This window comes from Pseudomonas arabinosi, assembly GCF_047758675.1.
Lineage (GTDB): Bacteria > Pseudomonadota > Gammaproteobacteria > Pseudomonadales > Pseudomonadaceae > Aquipseudomonas > Aquipseudomonas arabinosi.
The window spans coordinates 6,779,598-6,798,770 of sequence record NZ_CP180480.1 but is presented as its reverse complement, the minus strand read 5'-3'; the positions used below and the strand labels follow the sequence as shown (position 1 = coordinate 6,798,770).

Sequence of the window (19,173 nt, the reverse complement as noted above, 5' to 3'; positions counted from 1 at the left end):
ACGGATAGTCATAGGGAATTGGTAGTGCTAGGACTCTTCAATAAAAAAGCCAATACGCTTCTGGGGATCGACATCAGCTCCACGTCGGTCAAGCTTCTGGAGCTAAGCCGCCAAGGCGACCGTTATCGGGTCGAGGCCTATGCGGTGGAACCTTTGCCCACCAATGCGGTGGTCGAGAAAAATATCGCCGAGCTCGAAGGCGTAGGGCAGGCACTCGCGCGCGTGCTGCTCAAGGCCAGAACCAACCTCAAGAACGTCGCCGTGGCGGTGGCCGGTTCGGCGGTGATCACCAAGACCATCGAGATGGACGCCGGTCTTTCCGACGACGAAATGGAAAACCAGCTGAAGATCGAGGCTGATCAATACATCCCTTATCCATTGGATGAAGTGGCCATCGACTTTGAGGTCCAGGGCGTTTCTGCGCGCAACCCCGAGCGAGTCAATGTGCTGCTGGCGGCCTGTCGCAAGGAAAACGTCGAGGTCCGGGAAGCGGCCCTGGCCCTGGCCGGCCTGACAGCTCGCGTGGTCGACGTCGAGGCTTATGCGCTGGAGCGTTCCTTCGGATTGCTGGCGAGTCAGCTGGCGGCTTCTCAGGATCGTCTGACGGTGGCGGTGGTCGATATCGGCGCTACCATGACCACCCTGAGCGTGCTGCATCAGGGGCGGATCATCTACACCCGCGAGCAATTGTTCGGCGGTCGTCAACTGACGGAAGAAATCCAGCGACGTTATGGCCTGACCCTTGAGCAGGCGGGGCTGGCGAAGAAGCAGGGTGGTTTGCCGGACGATTACGTCAGTGAGGTGTTGCAGCCGTTTCGCGATGCGCTGGTGCAGCAGGTGTCGCGTTCGTTGCAGTTTTTCTTCGCCTCCGGTCAGTACGACTCGGTTGATCACATCCTGCTGGCCGGCGGTACCGCCTCGGTCCCGGGGCTGGACCGGTTGATCGAGCAACGATTGGGTACGCCGACGCAAGTGGCCAACCCCTTCTCCGACATGGCCCTGAGCAGCAAGGTCAACGCCGGTGCCCTGGCCAGCGATGCGCCGGCACTGATGATCGCCTGCGGGCTGGCCCTCAGGAGTTTCGACTGATGGCGCGGATCAACCTTTTACCTTGGCGCGAAGAGCAGCGTGAAGCGCGCCGCAAACGCTTTTTGCTGGCACTGGTCGGTGTGATGGTGGGGGCCGTGGGCGCGGTGCTGATCGCGAACCAGGCCATCAGTGGCGCTATTGATCGGCAAGTAGCTCGTAACGATTACATCGGCAAACAGATTGCCGTGGTCGACGAGCGGATCAAACAGATCAGCGATTTGAAGGCCCGTCGCCAGCAACTGGTCGAGCGCATGCGCATCATCCAGGACCTGCAAGGCAACCGTCCGATCAGCGGGCGGATCTTCGATCAGTTAGCGCGTACCTTGCCGGACGGGGTGTACTTCACCGAGGTGAAAATGGCCGGTAAAACCCTGTCCATTACGGGCGCGGCAGAATCCAACAATCGTGTTTCGGACCTGATGCGCAATCTTGATGCGTCAGACTGGTTCAATGCGCCGACCCTGACGGAGGTCAAAGCGACGACCGCCGGTCAGCTGGATCAGGCCAACGTCTTTCAGCTGACCGTTCGTCAGACTCAGCCCGCCGCTGCGGAGGGCGGCAAATGAGTCTGTCTGACTGGTTCGAAGGCCTGCGCAAGATCGACATCAATGACCTGGACACCAATAACATGGGTTCCTGGCCGCCAGCCATCAAGGCACTGGCGGGTACCCTGCTCATGATCCTGGTACTTTCGCTGGGCTACAGTTTTTCCATCAGCGACCTTCGGAGCCATCTCGAACTCAAGCGCGAGGAAGAGTCGACCCTCAAGGAGCAATTCGCCAACAAGGCCCATATGGCGGCGAATCTGGAGCTGTATACGCAGCAGATGAAGGAAATGGAGAACTCCTTTGGTGTGCTGCTGCGGCAATTGCCCAGCGACACCGAAGTGCCTGGCCTGCTGGAGGACATCACTCGCACCGGCCTGGGCAGTGGCCTGGAGTTCGAAGAGATCAAACTGCTGCCGGAGAACACGCAGCAGTTCTACATCGAGCTGCCGATCCAGATCACCGTTACCGGTGCCTATCACGACCTGGCCACCTTCGTCAGCGGCGTTGCCGGGCTGCCACGGATTGTTACCCTGCATGACTTCGACCTTGCGCCGGCCAACCCGGAAGGTGGCCCGAAGTTGCGCATGAGCATCCTTGCCAAGACCTACCGCTACAACGACAAGGGGCTGCAAAAATGAGCCCGATTCGTTGCTTTTCGATGGTGGTGTTGGTCGCCGGCCTGGCCGGTTGCGGCAGCGACAATGACTTCAGCGACCTGGACGCGTACATGAACGAAATGCGTTTGCGTGCGCCCGGCAAGATTGAACCAACGCCGACATTTCGGTCTTACCCAACATTCACCTACAGCGCCGCCAACCTGCGAAGCCCGTTTTCCCGACAGATCAGGGTCGATCTGGCCGGCCAGAAACACGGCTCGCGCAACGTCAAACCTGACCTGAATCGGGTCAAGCAGTACCTCGAAGGTTTCAACATCGAGCAGTTTGAAATGGTCGGAACGATCGCCAATGCGACCGGCTCCTTTGCGCTGCTGCGCGGGGCGGGCGGCGTGCATCGGTTGAAAGTCGGCGATTACCTGGGGCGTAACGATGGGCGGATCGTCGCCATCAGCGGCTCGCAGGTCGATGTGGTCGAAATCGTTCCCGACGGCGAAGGCGCCTGGCTGGAGCGGCCGCGGACCATCCCTTTGAAAGAGCACTCATAGTGGAACTCGAATAATGAACAGGATTTTCTCAACCTTCGGTATTTCGCTATGGATAGCGTTGCTGTCGCCGATGGTACTAGCGGCCAACCTCAAAGCGCTGGATGTCGCCGCGCTGCCGGGGGACCGCGTCGAGTTGAAGTTATCGTTCGATGGGCCGCCACCGCCGCCCCATGGTTACACCACTGAATCGCCTGCGCGGATTGCGCTGGACCTGCCTGGCGTCGTCAGTCAGCTAAAAAGCAAAAATCGTGAACTGGGCGGCGGAAATGCCCGCAGCGCCACGGTGGTGGAAGCCAAGGACCGTACGCGGCTGATCATCAATTTGACCCAGTTGACCCCATACAACACACGGGTCGAAGGCAACACGCTGTTCGTGGTGGTCGGCCAAGGTGCCAACAAAACGGCCTCCAGCCCGGCGCCCAAAACGCCACGCGCAGCCACTGCAACGCCAGCCTCGGCGAAAGCCTTTGCGCCAGTGGGCAAGGCCATCCGGGGTGTGGATTTCCAGCGCGGCACCCAGGGCGAAGGCAATGTGGTCATCGATCTGTCGGATCCTTCCATCGCCCCGGACATTCAGGAGCGCGACGGCAAGATCATCCTCGGTTTCGCCAGGACCCAATTGCCTGAACCGTTGCGTGTCCGTCTGGACGTCAAGGATTTCGCCACGCCGGTGCAGTTCGTCAACGCCAGCGCCACGGGCGATCGGGCCATGATCGTTATTGAACCCGGCGGCGCCTTCGATTATTCGACTTACCAGACCGACAACAAGCTGACCGTCAGCATCCGGCCGATGACCGTCGATGACTTGCAGAAACGCAACACCGAACGCTTCGCCTACACCGGTGAAAAGCTCTCGCTGAATTTTCAGGACATCGATGTGCGTTCGGTGCTGCAACTGATCGCCGATTTCACCAACCTCAATCTGGTGGCCAGCGACACGGTGCAGGGCGGCATCACGCTGCGCTTGCAGAACGTACCGTGGGATCAGGCGCTGGATCTGGTGTTGAAAACCAAGGGCCTGGATAAACGCAAGATCGGTAATGTTTTGCTGGTGGCTCCGGCCGATGAAATCGCTGCCCGCGAGCGCCAGGAGCTTGAGTCGCAGAAGCAAATCGCCGACCTGGCGCCCCTGCGTCGCGAGCTGTTGCAGGTCAACTATGCCAAAGCTGCCGATATCGCCAAGCTCTTCCAGTCGGTGACCAGTGCCGAGGCAAAAGCCGACGAGCGGGGCTCGATCACGGTGGATGAGCGGACCAACAACATCATTGCCTACCAGACCCAGGATCGCCTTGACGAGCTCCGCCGTATCGTCGCGCAACTGGATATCCCGGTGCGTCAGGTGATGATCGAGGCGCGAATCGTCGAAGCCAACGTCGACTATGACAAAAGCCTCGGCGTGCGCTGGGGAGGATCGATCCAGAACAAGGGCAACTGGAACACCTCGGGCGTCAGTAATAATGGGGAAAATGCTTCATCGACCATCGGTACGCCTGGCAGCACCAGCACCAACTCGCCGTTCGTCGACCTGGGCACCGCCGCCAACACCTCGGGGCTCGGCATCGCCTTCATCACTGACAATGTGCTGCTGGATCTCGAGCTGACGGCCATGGAGAAGACCGGCAACGGCGAAATCGTCTCGCAGCCCAAGGTGGTCACGTCCGACAAGGAAACCGCGAAAATCCTCAAGGGCACGGAGATTCCCTACCAGGAAGCCAGCTCCAGCGGTGCTACCTCGGTGTCGTTCAAGGAGGCTTCGCTGTCTCTGGAAGTGACGCCCCAGATCACTCCGGACAACCGGATCATCATGGAGGTCAAGGTCACCAAGGACGAACCGGACTACCTGAACAAGGTGCAGGACGTACCGCCGATCAAGAAAAACGAGGTCAATGCCAAGGTCCTGGTCAACGACGGCGAGACCATCGTGATTGGCGGGGTTTTCTCAAATACTCAGAGCAAGGTTGTAGATAAGGTGCCATTTCTCGGCGATGTGCCGTATCTTGGCCGCCTTTTCCGGCGTGACGTGGTTTCGGAGAAAAAATCCGAGCTGTTGGTGTTTCTCACACCGCGTATCATGAATAACCAGGCGATTGCTGTGAGTCGTTGATTCTGTGCGAAATTTGATTCTTGTTGGACCGATGGGGGCTGGAAAAAGCACCATCGGCCGGTTGCTGGCCAAAGAGCTGCGCCTGCCGTTCAAAGATTCCGATAAGGAAATTGAATTGCGCACGGGCGCCAATATCCCGTGGATTTTCGATAAGGAAGGCGAACCGGGCTTTCGTGACCGCGAGCAGGCGATGATTGCCGAGCTGTGCGGCTGCGATGGCGTGGTGCTGGCGACCGGTGGCGGCGCGGTGATGCGCGAGGCCAATCGTCGGGCGCTGCACGCCGGCGGGCGGGTGGTCTATCTGCATGCGTCTGTCGAGCAGCAGGTCGGTCGCACTTCACGCGATCGCAATCGACCCCTGTTGCGTACTGCCGATCCGGCCAAGACCCTTCGGGATTTGCTGGCGATCCGCGATCCGCTTTATCGTGAAATCGCCGATCTGGTGGTGGAAACCGATGAGCGGCCGCCGCGAATGGTGGTGCTCGATATTCTCGAACGCTTGCAGCAGCTACCTCCCCGTTAAAGCGCAGCGCGAAATGCGCTATCCTCGGCGTCCTGTCATGGCCGCTCAAGGTTGTGGCGGATGGCTACCGAACGGCGTCACACCAGCAGACGTCGTGGACATTCGTTAACTCAAGGCAGGACGCCTGATTCCATCTTCACTGTGGGGACACATGCAGACACTCAAGGTCGATCTAGGCGAGCGCAGCTACCCGATTCACATTGGCGAAGGTTTGTTGGATCAGCCTGAGTTGCTGGCCCCGCATATCCGCGGACGGCAAGTGGCGATCATCTCCAACGAGACCGTTGCGCCGCTCTATCTCGAGCGTCTGACCCGCAGCCTCGCACAGTTCTCGGTGGTTTCCGTGGTGCTGCCGGACGGCGAAGCGTTCAAGACCTGGGAAACCCTGCAACTGATTTTCGACGGTCTGCTGACCGCACGGCACGACCGCCGTACCACGGTCATCGCCCTCGGTGGCGGTGTGATTGGTGACATGGCCGGTTTTGCTGCCGCCTGCTATCAGCGTGGTGTCGATTTCATCCAGATCCCGACCACGCTGCTGTCGCAAGTCGACTCTTCGGTGGGCGGCAAGACCGGAATCAACCATCCGCTGGGCAAGAACATGGTCGGCGCTTTCTATCAGCCGAATGTGGTACTGATTGATACCGCGACCCTCAATACCCTGCCGGCCCGCGAACTGTCCGCCGGGCTTGCTGAAGTCATCAAATACGGGCTGATCTGCGACGAGCCGTTCCTGACCTGGCTTGAAGACAACGTCGATCGCCTGCGCGCCCTGGACCAGGTCACCCTGACTTACGCCATCGAGCGCTCTTGCGCGGCCAAGGCTGCGGTGGTTGGTGCCGACGAACGGGAGACCGGTGTTCGCGCCACGCTCAACCTGGGTCACACCTTCGGCCACGCCATCGAAACTCACATGGGCTATGGTGTCTGGCTACATGGTGAGGCGGTCGCTGCTGGCACCGTAATGGCCTTGGAAATGTCCACACGCCTGGGCTGGATCAGCGAGCAAGAGCGCGATCGCGGTATTCGTCTGTTCCAGCGTGCCGGCCTGCCGGTCATCCCGCCTGAAGAGATGACTGAAGCCGATTTTCTCGAACACATGGCAATTGACAAGAAAGTGATCGACGGTCGTTTGCGCCTGGTGCTGCTGCGCCACATGGGCGAAGCGGTGGTGACCGACGATTATCCGAAAGAGGTTTTACAGGCCACGCTGGGAGCGGATTACCGCGCTCTGGCTCAGCTTAAAGGTTAATAAGATCCCGATGACTAGTTTGCACGCCGACGAGGCTTTCCTCGGCCATTACCAGTTGAGTCATGACCCTTTTTCTCCACGGGTGCCTGGCTTCAAATTCTTCCCGGCCCAGCGCAAACCGGTGCTGGGGCAACTGCATCACCTGGCCCGCTACAGTCAGCTGCTGCTGGTCGTCACCGGCCCGCAAGGCAGTGGCAAGACGCTGTTGCGTCAGGCCCTGGTGGCCAGCACCAATAAACAATCGGTGCAGAGCGTGGTGGTTTCCGCCCGTGGCGCCGGCGATGCGGCCGGCGTGCTGCGCCAGGTGGCTCAGGCGCTGAACGTCGGCCAGGCCGAGATCGGCGCGATTCTGGCTCAAGTGGTGCAGCTTGCACTGACAGGGCAGGAAGTCTATTTGCTGGTGGATGACGCCGAGCAACTCGACGAGTCCGCGCTGGAGGCCTTGCTGGCCCTGGCTGCCGGTGCACCGGAAGGTCGCCCGCATGTGTTCCTGTTCGGTGAGTCGTCGCTGATAGCTCAACTGGACGCGCTGAGCCTCGAGGAAGAGCGTTTCCACGTCATCGAGTTGCAGCCTTACACCGAAGAAGAAACCCGCGAATATCTGGACCAGCGGCTCGAAGGCGCCGGCCGGGGAATCGAACTTTTCACTGCGGATCAGATCTCTGATATTCACGAAAGCTCCGACGGTTGGCCTGGCAACATCAACCAGGTTGCCCGCGATGCAATGATCGAAGCCATGATTGCCAGCCGCTCAGCGGTGAAGCGTCCAAGTATGGGGTTCAACATGCCGAAGAAACACGTATTGGCGATTTCCGCCGTTGTCGTGGTCGCGGTAGCCGCCGCCTGGTTGATGCCGGGTCGCAGCAAAGCACCGACCACTGGCGCACCTGCCAACGAACAGGCGCAACTGCCGCTCGGCCAGGGCACGCCACAACCTAACAGCGGTGGCGCGCCAGCCGTCGAATTCGCCGGTAACTCGCAACCGATGCCATTGCCACTGGTCGGCAACTCGCAGCCGGTCATGCGTGGTCCGCTGGCTGAAGCCGCCGGCGGCATCACCGAAGGCGACGACGGCGTGCCGGACGAAGGTTCGAGCGCTACGCCGCCGACCGTAACCACCACCGCGCCGCCTGCGGGCATCCAGCCTGGCCCGGCACCGACACCTGCCGCCAAGCCTGTGCCTGCGCCGACTCAGGTCGCGACTGCCAAGCCAGCCCCGGTTGCGCCTGCCGTGAAGCCGGCTCCAGTGCCAGCCAAGCCAGCCGCCGCTGCTGCTGCCAAGCCTGCCGAGAAACCAGCCACCGTGGCCAAGGCTGCCGGCGGCACCTGGTACTCAGCGCAAGCGCCGGGTAACTACGTGGTTCAGATCCTCGGCACCAGCTCTGAAACGGCCGCGCAATCCTTCGTCAAGGAGCAGGGCGGCGAGTACCGTTATTTCAAGAAAGTACTCAACGGCAAGCCGCTTTACGTCATCACTTACGGTAGCTTCGCCAACCGTGATGCAGCCGTTACCGCCATCAAGGCCTTGCCAGCGAAGGTTCAGGCTGGTAAACCTTGGCCTCGCACTGTCGCCAGCGTCCAACAGGAACTGGCAACAACTCGCTGAAGATTCGGCGGCCTTACCCAGGCCGCCTCTCCCGGCACCTCAAAATTTCTACAAGCGCATGCCGTCTCTACAGACCGCGTGCCTTGTGGTGTCTGCGTCACAGTAGTCTTTGAGTCGTTGCGGTCAAAATTAAAAAAGTTTTGACTAGCACAGCATATCGCTTTAAACCTTTCACAAATGCGACATAGATTTGCGACAGTTCGTCGTCAAATTTGTGAGCCTCTGTGTCGGTGTGTACAATGACCTCCCTTTTGCCCCCGCAAAGCTGGCGTACGTTCGGCGCGGATGGTAAGTGGTTGAATTGAAAAGAAATTTGCCTCGACAAGAGGCAGCCTGGTGAGAAAGTGTCTATGAAAGCAGGTCTGTACCAACCAGATGAATTCAAGGATAACTGCGGTTTCGGCCTGATAGCCCATATGCAGGGCGAGCCCAGTCATACCCTTTTGCAAACGGCCATCGAGGCCCTGACCTGCATGACCCACCGCGGTGGGATTAATGCCGACGGCAAGACCGGTGACGGTTGCGGTCTGCTGATTCAAAAGCCGGACGTGTTCCTGCGAGCCATCGCCCAGGAAACCTTCGGCGTCGAACTGCCCAAGCAATATGCCGTGGGCATGGTCTTCTTCAACCAGGACCCGGTGAAAGCCGAAGCCGCTCGCGAGAACATGAACCGCGAGATCCTGGCGGCCGGCCTGACCCTCGTCGGCTGGCGCAAAGTGCCGATCGACACCAGCGTCCTCGGCCGCCTGGCCCTTGAGCGCCTGCCGCAGATCGAACAAGTGTTTATCGGCGGTGAAGGCCTGAGCGATCAGGACATGGCCGTCAAGCTGTTCACGTCCCGTCGTCGCTCGTCCGTGGCCAACGCCGCCGACGCCGATCACTACGTCTGCAGCTTTTCGCACAAGACCATCATTTATAAAGGCCTGATGATGCCGGCGGATCTCACCGCCTTCTATCCAGACCTCAGCGACCAGCGCCTGCAAACCTCGATTTGCGTGTTCCACCAGCGCTTCTCGACCAACACCCTGCCGAAATGGCCGCTGGCTCAGCCATTCCGTTTTCTCGCCCACAACGGCGAGATCAACACCATCACCGGCAACCGCAACTGGGCCGTGGCCCGTCGCACCAAGTTCACCAACGATCTGATGGATCTGGAAGAGCTCGGCCCGCTGGTCAACCGCGTGGGTTCCGACTCCTCCAGCATGGACAACATGCTCGAGCTGATGGTCACCGGTGGTATCGACCTGTTCCGCGGCGTGCGGATGATCATTCCGCCTGCGTGGCAGAACGTCGAAACCATGGACCCGGACCTGCGTGCGTTCTACGAATACAACTCGATGCACATGGAACCGTGGGACGGCCCGGCCGGCGTGGTAATGACCGACGGTCGTTACGCGGTGTGCCTGCTCGACCGAAACGGTCTGCGTCCGGCGCGTTGGGTCACCACCACAAACGGCTTTATTACCCTGGCCTCGGAAATCGGTGTCTGGAACTACCAGCCTGAAGACGTGATCGCCAAGGGCCGCGTTGGCCCGGGTCAGATCTTTGCCGTGGACACCGAAACCGGCCAGATCCTCGACACCGATGCGATCGACAACCGCTTGAAGTCCCGTCATCCGTACAAGCAATGGCTGCGCAAGAATGCCCTGCGCATTCAGGCGACCATGGAAGACAACGACCACGGTTCGGCGTTCTACGACGTCGACCAGCTCAAGCAATACATGAAGATGTACCAGGTCACTTTCGAAGAACGTGACCAGGTGCTGCGCCCGCTCGGCGAGCAAGGCTACGAAGCTGTCGGCTCGATGGGCGACGATACGCCGATGGCCGTGCTGTCCCAGCGCGTGCGCACGCCGTACGACTATTTCCGCCAGCAGTTCGCGCAGGTCACCAACCCGCCGATCGACCCGCTGCGCGAAGCCATCGTCATGTCTCTGGAGATCTGCCTCGGTGCCGAGCGCAACATCTTCCAGGAGTCGCCGGAACACGCCTCGCGCGTGATCCTCAGCTCGCCGGTCATTTCCCCGGCCAAGTGGCGTTCGCTGATGAACCTCGATCGTCCGGGCTTCGAGCGCGCGATCATCGACCTCAACTACGACGAAAGCGTCGGCCTCGAAGCGGCCATCCGCAACGTCGCCGATCAGGCTGAAGAAGCTGTGCGCTCCGGCCGTACCCAGGTCGTGCTGAGTGACCGTCACATTGCCCCGGGCAAGTTGCCGATCCACGCTTCCCTGGCCACCGGCGCGGTGCACCACCGCCTGACCGAAAAAGGCCTGCGTTGCGACTCCAACATCCTGGTGGAAACCGCGACTGCTCGCGACCCGCATCACTTCGCCGTGTTGATCGGTTTCGGCGCCTCCGCCGTTTATCCGTTCCTGGCCTACGAAGTACTGGGCGACCTGATCCGTACCGGTGAAGTACTGGGCGACCTCTATGAGGTGTTCAAGAACTACCGCAAAGGCATCACTAAAGGTCTGCTGAAGATCCTGTCGAAGATGGGTATCTCGACCATCACGTCGTACCGCGGTGCGCAGTTGTTTGAGGCCATCGGCCTGTCTGAAGAAGTCTGCGACCTGAGCTTCCGTGGCGTTCCGAGCCGCATCAAAGGTGCGCGTTTCGTCGACATCGAAGCCGAGCAGAAAGCCCTGTCCGTCGAAGCCTGGAGTCCGCGCAAGCCAATCCAGCAGGGCGGTTTGCTGAAGTTCGTCCACGGTGGCGAATATCACGCGTACAACCCGGACGTGGTCAACACCCTGCAAGCCGCTGTGCAGCAGGGCGACTACAGCAAGTTCAAGGAATACACGGCGCTGGTGGACAACCGTCCGGTGTCGATGATCCGCGACATGTTCAAGGTCAAGACCCTGGACACGCCGCTGGACATCAGCGAGATCGAACCGCTGGAATCGGTGCTCAAGCGCTTCGACTCCGCGGGCATCTCCCTCGGCGCCTTGTCGCCGGAAGCTCACGAAGCCCTGGCCGAAGCCATGAACCGCCTCGGTGCGCGTTCCAACTCCGGCGAAGGCGGCGAAGACCCGGCGCGCTATGGCACCATCAAGAGCTCGAAAATCAAGCAAGTGGCGACTGGCCGTTTCGGTGTGACCCCGGAATACCTGGTCAACGCTGAAGTGCTGCAGATCAAAGTCGCTCAGGGCGCCAAGCCCGGCGAAGGTGGTCAGCTGCCAGGTGGCAAGGTCAACGGTCTGATCGCCAAGCTGCGTTACGCAGTGCCGGGCGTGACCCTGATCTCGCCTCCGCCGCACCATGACATCTATTCGATCGAAGACTTGTCGCAGCTGATTTTCGACCTGAAACAAGTCAACCCGAAGGCCCTGGTCTCGGTGAAGCTGGTGGCAGAAGCGGGCGTCGGCACCATCGCCGCCGGTGTGGCCAAGGCCTACGCGGACTTGATCACCATCTCTGGCTACGATGGCGGCACCGGTGCATCGCCGCTGACCTCGATCAAATATGCGGGCGCTCCGTGGGAACTCGGCCTGGCCGAAACCCACCAGACCCTGCGCGGCAACGACCTGCGCGGCAAAGTGCGGGTACAGACCGACGGCGGCCTGAAAACCGGCCTCGACGTGATCAAGGCAGCGATCCTCGGCGCTGAAAGCTTCGGCTTCGGCACCGCGCCAATGATCGCCCTGGGTTGCAAATACCTGCGTATCTGCCACCTGAACAACTGCGCCACCGGCGTCGCGACTCAGAACGAGAAGCTGCGCAAGGATCACTACATCGGGACCGTCGACATGGTGGTGAATTTCTTCACCTACGTCGCCGAAGAAACCCGTGAGTGGCTGGCCAAGCTGGGCGTGCGCTCCCTCGAAGAGCTGATCGGCCGTACCGATCTGCTGGACATCCTCGAAGGGCAGACCGCCAAGCAGCAACACCTGGACCTGACGCCATTGCTGGGCAGCGATCACATCCCGGCAGACAAGCCTCAGTTCTGCCAGGTCGACCGCAACCCACCGTTCGACAAAGGCTTGCTGGCCGAGAAAATGGTCGACCTGGCCACCTCAGCCATCAACGACATGAGCGGCGCCGATTTCGCGCTGGATATCTGCAACTGCGACCGTTCGATCGGCGCGCGGATCTCCGGTGAAATCGCTCGCAAACACGGCAACCAAGGCATGGCGAATGCGCCGATCACCTTCCGCTTCAAAGGAACGGCCGGTCAGAGCTTCGGTGTGTGGAACGCTGGCGGCCTGAACATGTACCTGGAAGGCGACGCCAACGACTACGTCGGCAAAGGCATGACCGGCGGCAAACTGGTCATCGTTCCGCCGAAGGGCAGCGTCTACAAGACTCAGGACAGTGCCATTATCGGCAACACCTGCCTGTACGGCGCCACTGGCGGCAAGTTGTTCGCCGCCGGTACCGCGGGCGAGCGTTTTGCGGTGCGTAACTCCGGTGCTCACACCGTGGTGGAAGGCACTGGCGATCACTGCTGCGAGTACATGACCGGTGGTTTTGTCTGCGTATTGGGCAAGACTGGTTACAACTTCGGCTCAGGCATGACCGGCGGTTTCGCCTACGTGCTCGACCAGGACAACACCTTCGTTGACCGGGTCAACCACGAACTGGTGGAAATCCAGCGGATCAGCGGTGAGGCGATGGAAGCCTATCGCAGCCACCTGCAACGCGTGCTGAACGAATACGTCGAGGAAACCGACAGCGAGTGGGGTCGTAACCTCGCTGAAAACCTCGATGACTATCTGCGTCGTTTCTGGCTGGTCAAGCCCAAGGCTGCCAACCTGAAATCGTTGCTTTCCAGCACCCGTGCCAACCCGCAGTGATATGCGCCTGAAGAGTTTGATGAGGTTTTAACAATGGCTGAACGTCTGAATAACGACTTCCAGTTCATCGATGTCGGGCGCAAGGATCCGAAGAAGAAACTGTTGCGTCAACGCAAGAAAGAGTTCGTGGAGATCTACGAACCCTTCAAACCCCAGCACTCGGCCGATCAGGCCCACCGCTGCCTGGGTTGCGGTAACCCGTATTGCGAATGGAAGTGCCCGGTGCACAACTTCATTCCGAACTGGCTGAAGCTGGTGGCCGAGGGCAACATCCTCCAGGCCGCCGAGCTGTCGCACCAGACCAACACCCTGCCGGAAGTGTGCGGCCGGGTGTGCCCGCAGGATCGTCTGTGCGAGGGTGCCTGCACCCTCAACGACGGCTTCGGTGCGGTGACCATCGGTTCGGTCGAGAAGTACATCACCGACACCGCGTTCGCCATGGGCTGGCGCCCGGACATGTCCAAGGTCATACCGACCGGCAAGCGTGTTGCGGTAATCGGCGCAGGCCCGGCAGGCCTGGGCTGTGCCGACGTGCTGGTACGCGGCGGCGTGACCCCGGTGGTGTTCGACAAGAACCCGGAAATCGGCGGTCTGCTGACTTTCGGTATCCCGGAGTTCAAGCTGGAAAAGACCGTGCTGAGCAATCGCCGCGAAGTCTTCACCGGCATGGGCATCGAGTTCCGTCTGAACACCGAAGTGGGCAAGGACGTGACCGTCGAGCAACTGCTCGAAGAATACGATGCCGTGTTCATGGGCATGGGCACCTACACCTACATGAAGGGCGGCTTTGCCGGTGAAGATTTGCCGGGCGTGCATGACGCGCTCGACTTCCTGATCGCTAACGTCAACCGCAACCTGGGCTTTGAAAAGTCGCCGGAAGATTTCGTCGACATGAAAGGCAAGAAGGTGGTGGTGCTCGGTGGCGGCGACACGGCAATGGACTGCAACCGTACGTCGATTCGCCAGGGCGCCAAGTCGGTGACCTGTGCTTATCGTCGTGACGAAGCGAACATGCCGGGTTCGCGCAAAGAGGTAAAGAACGCCAAGGAAGAAGGCGTGAAATTCCTCTACAACCGCCAGCCAATCGCGATCGTCGGTGAAGACCGTGTCGAAGGCGTGAAGGTGGTCGAGACCCGTCTCGGCGAACCGGACGCCCGTGGCCGTCGCAGCCCCGAGCCGATTCCGGGTTCCGAAGAGATCATCCCGGCTGATGCCGTGGTCATCGCGTTCGGTTTCCGTCCGAGCCCGGCGTCGTGGTTCGAACAGCACAGCATCCAGACCGACAGCCAGGGCCGCGTTGTGGCCCCGGAGCAAGGTCAGTACAAGCACCAGACCAGCAACCCGAAAATCTTCGCCGGTGGCGACATGGTTCGCGGTTCTGACCTGGTGGTGACGGCGATCTTCGAAGGCCGCAATGCCGCCGAAGGGATCCTGGATTACCTGGGCGTCTAACCCGCGTTCAACTGACTGCAATGCAATACCTGTGGGAGCTGGCCTGCCAGCGATAGCATCACCTCGGTGTACCTGACAAACCGAGGTGTCTGCATCGCCGGCAGGCCAGCTCCCACAGTGTTTTGTGGTGTTGCGAAAGCTGTGTTCCACCGCGACAAATTGACCCGATAGACAAAAGGCTGACCTGCAACCGTGCCTTTTGCGTCGCGCTCTGAGAAAATGCCCGCACTTTTTTTCCGGATGCCGACATGACTGCCCTGAAGAACGACCGTTTCCTTCGCGCCCTGCTCAAGCAACCCGTAGACGTCACGCCTGTCTGGATGATGCGTCAGGCCGGTCGCTACCTGCCGGAATACCGCGCCAGCCGTGCCAATGCCGGCGACTTCATGAGCCTGTGCATGAACCCGGAGTTCGCTTGCGAAGTCACGATGCAGCCGCTCGACCGCTACCCACAACTGGACGCGGCGATCCTGTTCTCCGACATCCTGACCATCCCCGATGCCATGGGCCAAGGCCTGTACTTCGAAACCGGTGAAGGTCCGCGCTTCAAGAAAGTCATCAGCACGATGGCTGACATCGAAGCCCTGCCGATTCCTGATCCGCACAAAGACCTCGGCTACGTCATGGACGCGGTCAGCACCATCCGTCGCGAACTGAACGGCCGCGTGCCACTGATCGGCTTCGCCGGCAGCCCATGGACCCTGGCCACCTACATGGTTGAAGGCGGCTCGTCGAAAGACTACCGCAAGACCAAAACCATGCTCTACGACAACCCGCAAGCCTTGCACCTGCTGCTGGACAAGCTCGCGCAGACGGTCACCAGCTACCTCAACGGCCAGATCATGGCCGGCGCGCAAGCGGTGCAGATCTTCGACAGCTGGGGCGGCAGCCTTTCGGCGGCGGCGTACCAGGAATTCTCCCTGGCCTACATGCGCAAAATCGTCAGCGGCCTGATCCGTGAACACGAAGGCCGCAAGGTGCCGGTCATTCTGTTCACCAAGGGCGGGGGTCTGTGGCTGGAAAGCATCGCCGACGCTGGCGCCGATGCCCTGGGCCTGGACTGGACCTGCGACATCGGCAGCGCCCGTGATCGCGTCGGCAGCAAAGTCGCCCTGCAAGGCAACATGGACCCAACCGTGCTGTACGCCAAGCCAGAAGCCATTCGCACCGAAGTCGGCCGCATCCTCGCCAGCTACGGCAAAGGCAGCGGCCACGTGTTCAACCTCGGCCATGGCATCACGCCTGAAGTCGACCCGGAACACGCCGGCGCCTTCCTGCGCGCGGTGCATGAACTGTCGGCGCAATATCACGAGTAAGACCCTCTCTCGATTGCTGCCCGGGGCGATAAAACCGGGTGGCAATAAGTAATTAGAGTTCTTCTAATTATTTCTTTATTGTCCTGAATGTCGACTTGATCTTTGTAGTGGTTTGTTATTTGTTTAGTGTGGATAGCTTTTGCGAGCCGTTATTCTCAATTTCTTACTTAATGCCATATTTTGTCATGTTTGGTTGCCTTGACGGTCTGTCGATATCTAATTGTAATCGCGCCACTAATTTAACTTTGGTGAGTGTGATGAGAAGAGTAGGTTATTCGCCAGGGCAGGTGCTGTTGCACTGGCTTTCGGCGGGAGTGATTTTATGGGCGTTGTTGTCCGGATTCTATGTGTCGGTCGTTGACGTTTTGCCGCAAACAAAGGGCTGGGTAGGGTTTGTCAATGTTTCGGTGACCGCTTTATTTATTCCAGTTTTTGTTGTGAGGGTTTATCTGGTTGTTATTCATTCGTGTGCAGGGGACGCTACGAACAAAACACTGATGGATCAGGTGGCGTGTCTGATGCACAAGTTTATTTATCTGATAACGAGTGTTGTTCTTGTTGCCGGGATTTTAATGATGGATCGCGCAATTAATGTGTTCAACCTGCTTTTAGTTCCCCAGCCCTTGGAAGACCCAACTTGGATCGACAGGTTTTTTATTGTCCATGTTTGGTCCTGTGTGGTGTTGTTGATATTGGTGGCGTTGCACATCTCGGCCGTCATCAAACACGAGATGTGCGGGCGCAGGATCCTTAAGCGCATGACGTTCTAGCTCAGGCGGGTTGATTGCCAGGCAGGGTTGGCAACTTCGCCAGTTTCAACGCCACCAGCAGCGCAATCACCAGCAACCCGCCAATGAACAACCCGATCCCGTTCCATCCACCCATGTGCCAGAAAACCCCGCCCGCCGTCCCGGCGATGCTAGACCCTGCGTAATAGCTGAACAGATAAAGCGAAGACGCCTGCCCCTTGGCTTTGATCGCCCGGCGGCCGATCCAGCTGCTGGCCACCGAATGGGCGCCGAAGAAACCGAAGGTAAAGATCAACATGCCGATGATCACCACCGGCAGCGGCGTAAACATGGTCAGGGCGAGGCCGGCGATCATCAGCACGATGGTTGCCCACAGCACTTTGCGACGGCCGAGTTGGTCGGCCAGGGCGCCGATTTTCGCTGAACTGTAGATACCCGACAGATACACCACCGAGAGCAGCCCGACGAAAGCCTGATCCATGTGGTACGGCTCGGCCAGCAGGCGATAGCCGATGTAGTTGAAGAGGGTGACGAACGCGCCCATCAGCACGAAGGCTTCAAGGAACAGCAGTGGCAGGCCGGCGTCGCGAAAGTGCATGGTGAAGCCGTCAATCAAGCTGCGCGGGTGCAATGAGCGGGCGCGGAAGTTGCGCGACTCGGGAAGGATTTTCCAGAACACCGCCGCCGCGATCATGGCCAGGCCGCCGATCACCAGCATCGCCGTGTGCCAACTGACGAAATCGATCAACACGCCGGTGATCAAACGTCCGCACATCCCGCCAATCGCGTTGCCGGCGATGTACAAACCCATGGCCAGGCCGATGTGCTGCGGGTGGATCTCTTCACTCAAGTAAGTCATGGCGACCGCTGCCAGACCGCTCAACGACAACCCTATCAGCGCGCGCATCACCAACACGCCGTGCCAGCTCGGCATCATTGAACTGGCGATTGTGCAGAGCGCGGCGGCGAACAGCGCGGCGACCATCACCGGTTTACGCCCGATGCGATCAGAGATCGGGCCGGTGATCAGCAGACCAATGGCAAGCATGCCGGTGGCGACCGACAGGATCAGGCTGCTCTGAGCCGCATTGATGGAGTACTCATGGGACAGCAGCGGCATCATCGGCTGCACGCAATAAAGCAGAGCGAAGGTCGCGAAGCCGCCGCAGAACAGAGCCAACACCGTGCGCATGAACATCGGCGTGCCTTTTTCGATGTAGATCTCTTTCAGTTCAGAGAGTGCATCGTCCAGTGCGGCGGGCGGAACTTCATGGGCAAGTGGAGCGACAGCAGTTTTCACTTCGGACCTCGGAGGACGCAGCCGGTCAGGCAATGAAAAAAGCATATAGCTGCCTAATGATTCAATCCAATATATTGTTCGACCTGTTTGATAGGTTTAACGACCTAATGGAGTTTTCATGGAATTGCGTCACCTGCGCTACTTCATTGCTGTTGCCGAAGAACTGCACTTCGGCCGTGCCGCCCAGGTGCTGGGCATCTCGCAACCGCCGCTGAGTCAGCAGATTCAGGCGCTGGAGCAGGAGGTGGGCGCGCGATTGTTCGAGCGCACCAATCGTCGGGTCGAGCTCAGTGAAGCCGGCCGGCTGTTTCTGGAAGAGGCGCGGCTGGTGCTGGCGCAGGTCGACAAGGCGGCGGATGTTGCACGGCGGGCGCAGTTGGGTGAGCTGGGTGAACTGAAGATTGGCTTCACCTCGTCAGCACCGTTCAACTCGACCATTCCCCAGGCGATTTTTTCGTTTCGCCAGCGATTTCCGGCGGTGCACCTGAACCTGCGGGAGATGAGCAGCACCCAGGTTGCCGATGCGTTGGTGGATGAGTCGATTGAAGTCGGGATCATGCGGCCGCTTGGGTTGCCGGACTCGCTCAGCGTGGTGGAGTTGATGCGTGAGCCGCTGGTGGCGGTGCTCAGTTCAAAGCATCCTTTAGTGACCGATAGTGAGGAAGGTTTGTTTCTGTCAGCGCTGGCCCTCGAGCCCTTCGTATTTTTCCCACGCAGTTATGGCAGTGGTCTGTACGCACAATTGCTCAGCCTGGCGCGGGATGCCGGTTTCAGTCCGCACTTTGCGCAAGAGGCAGGCGAGGCGATGACGATTATCGGTCTGGTGGCGGCGGGGTTGGGTGTATCCGTGCTGCCGGCGTCTTATCAGCGGATGCGGATCGAAGGGGTGGTCTATCGGCCGCTGCTCGATCCTGAGGCTGTATCGGCGGTGTGGCTGGTGCAGCGCAAGGATCAGAAGTCGCCGATGGCCAAGGCGTTTGTGGAGTTGTTGACGCGTAAGGTCGAGCCGTTGAAGACGTGACTGATTCGCAGTCATTCGCGAGCAGGCTCGTTCCCACAGTGGATGGGTGGTGGAACACAAATCGGTTCACACCGCAAATCCCTGTGGGAGCGAGCCTGCTCGCGAAAGCGTCCGCAAGTTCACCAAAAAAGGTGCAGTTGCCTATGCCAAAGCGGACGCTTCGCTGAAGGGCGTAGGACATTTCCGAACTGCCTTGAACAGGCTACAGCGCCTTGCGGCATTGCCTACAACTACTCCAGAATCCGCCGGCTTGTG

The 19,173-nt window shown here is 59.7% G+C and carries 14 protein-coding genes; 13 read left to right on the top strand and 1 reads right to left on the bottom strand.

What is annotated here, in order from left to right; genetic code table 11:
* The first annotated feature begins 24 nt into the window (after positions 1–24).
* The 12 genes from ACMXYJ_RS31460 (at position 25) to ACMXYJ_RS31405 (ending at position 16,618) form a co-directional block, all read left to right on the top strand.
* Positions 25–1,089: a pilus assembly protein PilM gene (locus ACMXYJ_RS31460; RefSeq protein WP_415758256.1), complete on the top strand. Its 1,065-nt coding sequence runs from the start codon at positions 25–27 to the stop codon at positions 1,087–1,089.
* On the top strand, positions 1,089–1,655 hold the full coding sequence (locus ACMXYJ_RS31455; protein ID WP_415758255.1) for a PilN domain-containing protein: 567 nt from the start codon (positions 1,089–1,091) through the stop codon (positions 1,653–1,655). The genes ACMXYJ_RS31460 and ACMXYJ_RS31455 overlap by 1 nt, the downstream gene beginning before the upstream one ends.
* Positions 1,652–2,275 carry a type 4a pilus biogenesis protein PilO gene (gene pilO, locus ACMXYJ_RS31450; protein WP_415758254.1) on the top strand — a complete coding sequence of 208 codons (624 nt, stop codon included), beginning with the start codon at positions 1,652–1,654 and terminating at the stop codon, positions 2,273–2,275. The genes ACMXYJ_RS31455 and pilO overlap by 4 nt, the downstream gene beginning before the upstream one ends.
* Positions 2,272–2,799 carry a pilus assembly protein PilP gene (locus tag ACMXYJ_RS31445; protein WP_415758253.1) on the top strand — a complete coding sequence of 176 codons (528 nt, stop codon included), beginning with the start codon at positions 2,272–2,274 and terminating at the stop codon, positions 2,797–2,799. Before pilO ends, ACMXYJ_RS31445 begins: the two co-directional genes overlap by 4 nt.
* A 13-nt stretch (positions 2,800–2,812) precedes the next feature.
* Entirely contained in the window at positions 2,813–4,903 is a 2,091-nt protein-coding gene (gene pilQ / locus ACMXYJ_RS31440; RefSeq protein ID WP_415758252.1) for a type IV pilus secretin PilQ, read from the top strand.
* 4 nt (positions 4,904–4,907) lie between these two features.
* Entirely contained in the window at positions 4,908–5,426 is a 519-nt protein-coding gene (aroK, locus tag ACMXYJ_RS31435; RefSeq protein ID WP_010464421.1) for a shikimate kinase AroK, read from the top strand.
* Positions 5,427–5,577: 151 nt separating this feature from the next.
* The gene (aroB, locus tag ACMXYJ_RS31430; RefSeq protein ID WP_415758251.1) at positions 5,578–6,678 is read left to right on the top strand and encodes a 3-dehydroquinate synthase; all 1,101 of its coding nucleotides are present in this window, start codon (positions 5,578–5,580) and stop codon (positions 6,676–6,678) included.
* A 10-nt stretch (positions 6,679–6,688) separates the two neighbouring features.
* Positions 6,689–8,284 (top strand): AAA family ATPase, encoded by a 1,596-nt coding sequence (locus ACMXYJ_RS31425; protein WP_415758250.1) that lies wholly within the window; start codon positions 6,689–6,691, stop codon positions 8,282–8,284.
* Positions 8,285–8,634: 350 nt separating this feature from the next.
* A complete protein-coding gene (gene gltB, locus ACMXYJ_RS31420; protein WP_415758249.1) occupies positions 8,635–13,080 on the top strand; it encodes a glutamate synthase large subunit in 4,446 nt (1,481 codons plus the stop codon).
* Positions 13,081–13,113: 33 nt separating this feature from the next.
* The gene (locus ACMXYJ_RS31415) at positions 13,114–14,532 is read left to right on the top strand and encodes an FAD-dependent oxidoreductase (RefSeq protein ID WP_008149580.1); all 1,419 of its coding nucleotides are present in this window, start codon (positions 13,114–13,116) and stop codon (positions 14,530–14,532) included.
* A 248-nt stretch (positions 14,533–14,780) separates the two neighbouring features.
* A complete protein-coding gene (gene hemE, locus ACMXYJ_RS31410; RefSeq protein ID WP_415758248.1) occupies positions 14,781–15,848 on the top strand; it encodes a uroporphyrinogen decarboxylase in 1,068 nt (355 codons plus the stop codon).
* Positions 15,849–16,105: 257 nt separating this feature from the next.
* Positions 16,106–16,618 carry a cytochrome b gene (locus ACMXYJ_RS31405; protein WP_415758247.1) on the top strand — a complete coding sequence of 171 codons (513 nt, stop codon included), beginning with the start codon at positions 16,106–16,108 and terminating at the stop codon, positions 16,616–16,618.
* Position 16,619: 1 nt separating this feature from the next.
* Here the strand turns inward: ACMXYJ_RS31405 and ACMXYJ_RS31400 are convergent, their stop codons facing one another.
* On the bottom strand, positions 16,620–17,849 hold the full coding sequence (locus ACMXYJ_RS31400) for an MFS transporter (protein WP_415760832.1): 1,230 nt from the start codon (positions 17,847–17,849) through the stop codon (positions 16,620–16,622).
* Positions 17,850–18,015: 166 nt separating this feature from the next.
* On the opposite strand from ACMXYJ_RS31400, the gene ACMXYJ_RS31395 reads away from it, so the two are divergent.
* On the top strand, positions 18,016–18,918 hold the full coding sequence (locus ACMXYJ_RS31395; protein WP_056741199.1) for a LysR family transcriptional regulator: 903 nt from the start codon (positions 18,016–18,018) through the stop codon (positions 18,916–18,918).
* The last annotated feature ends 255 nt before the right edge of the window (positions 18,919–19,173 follow it).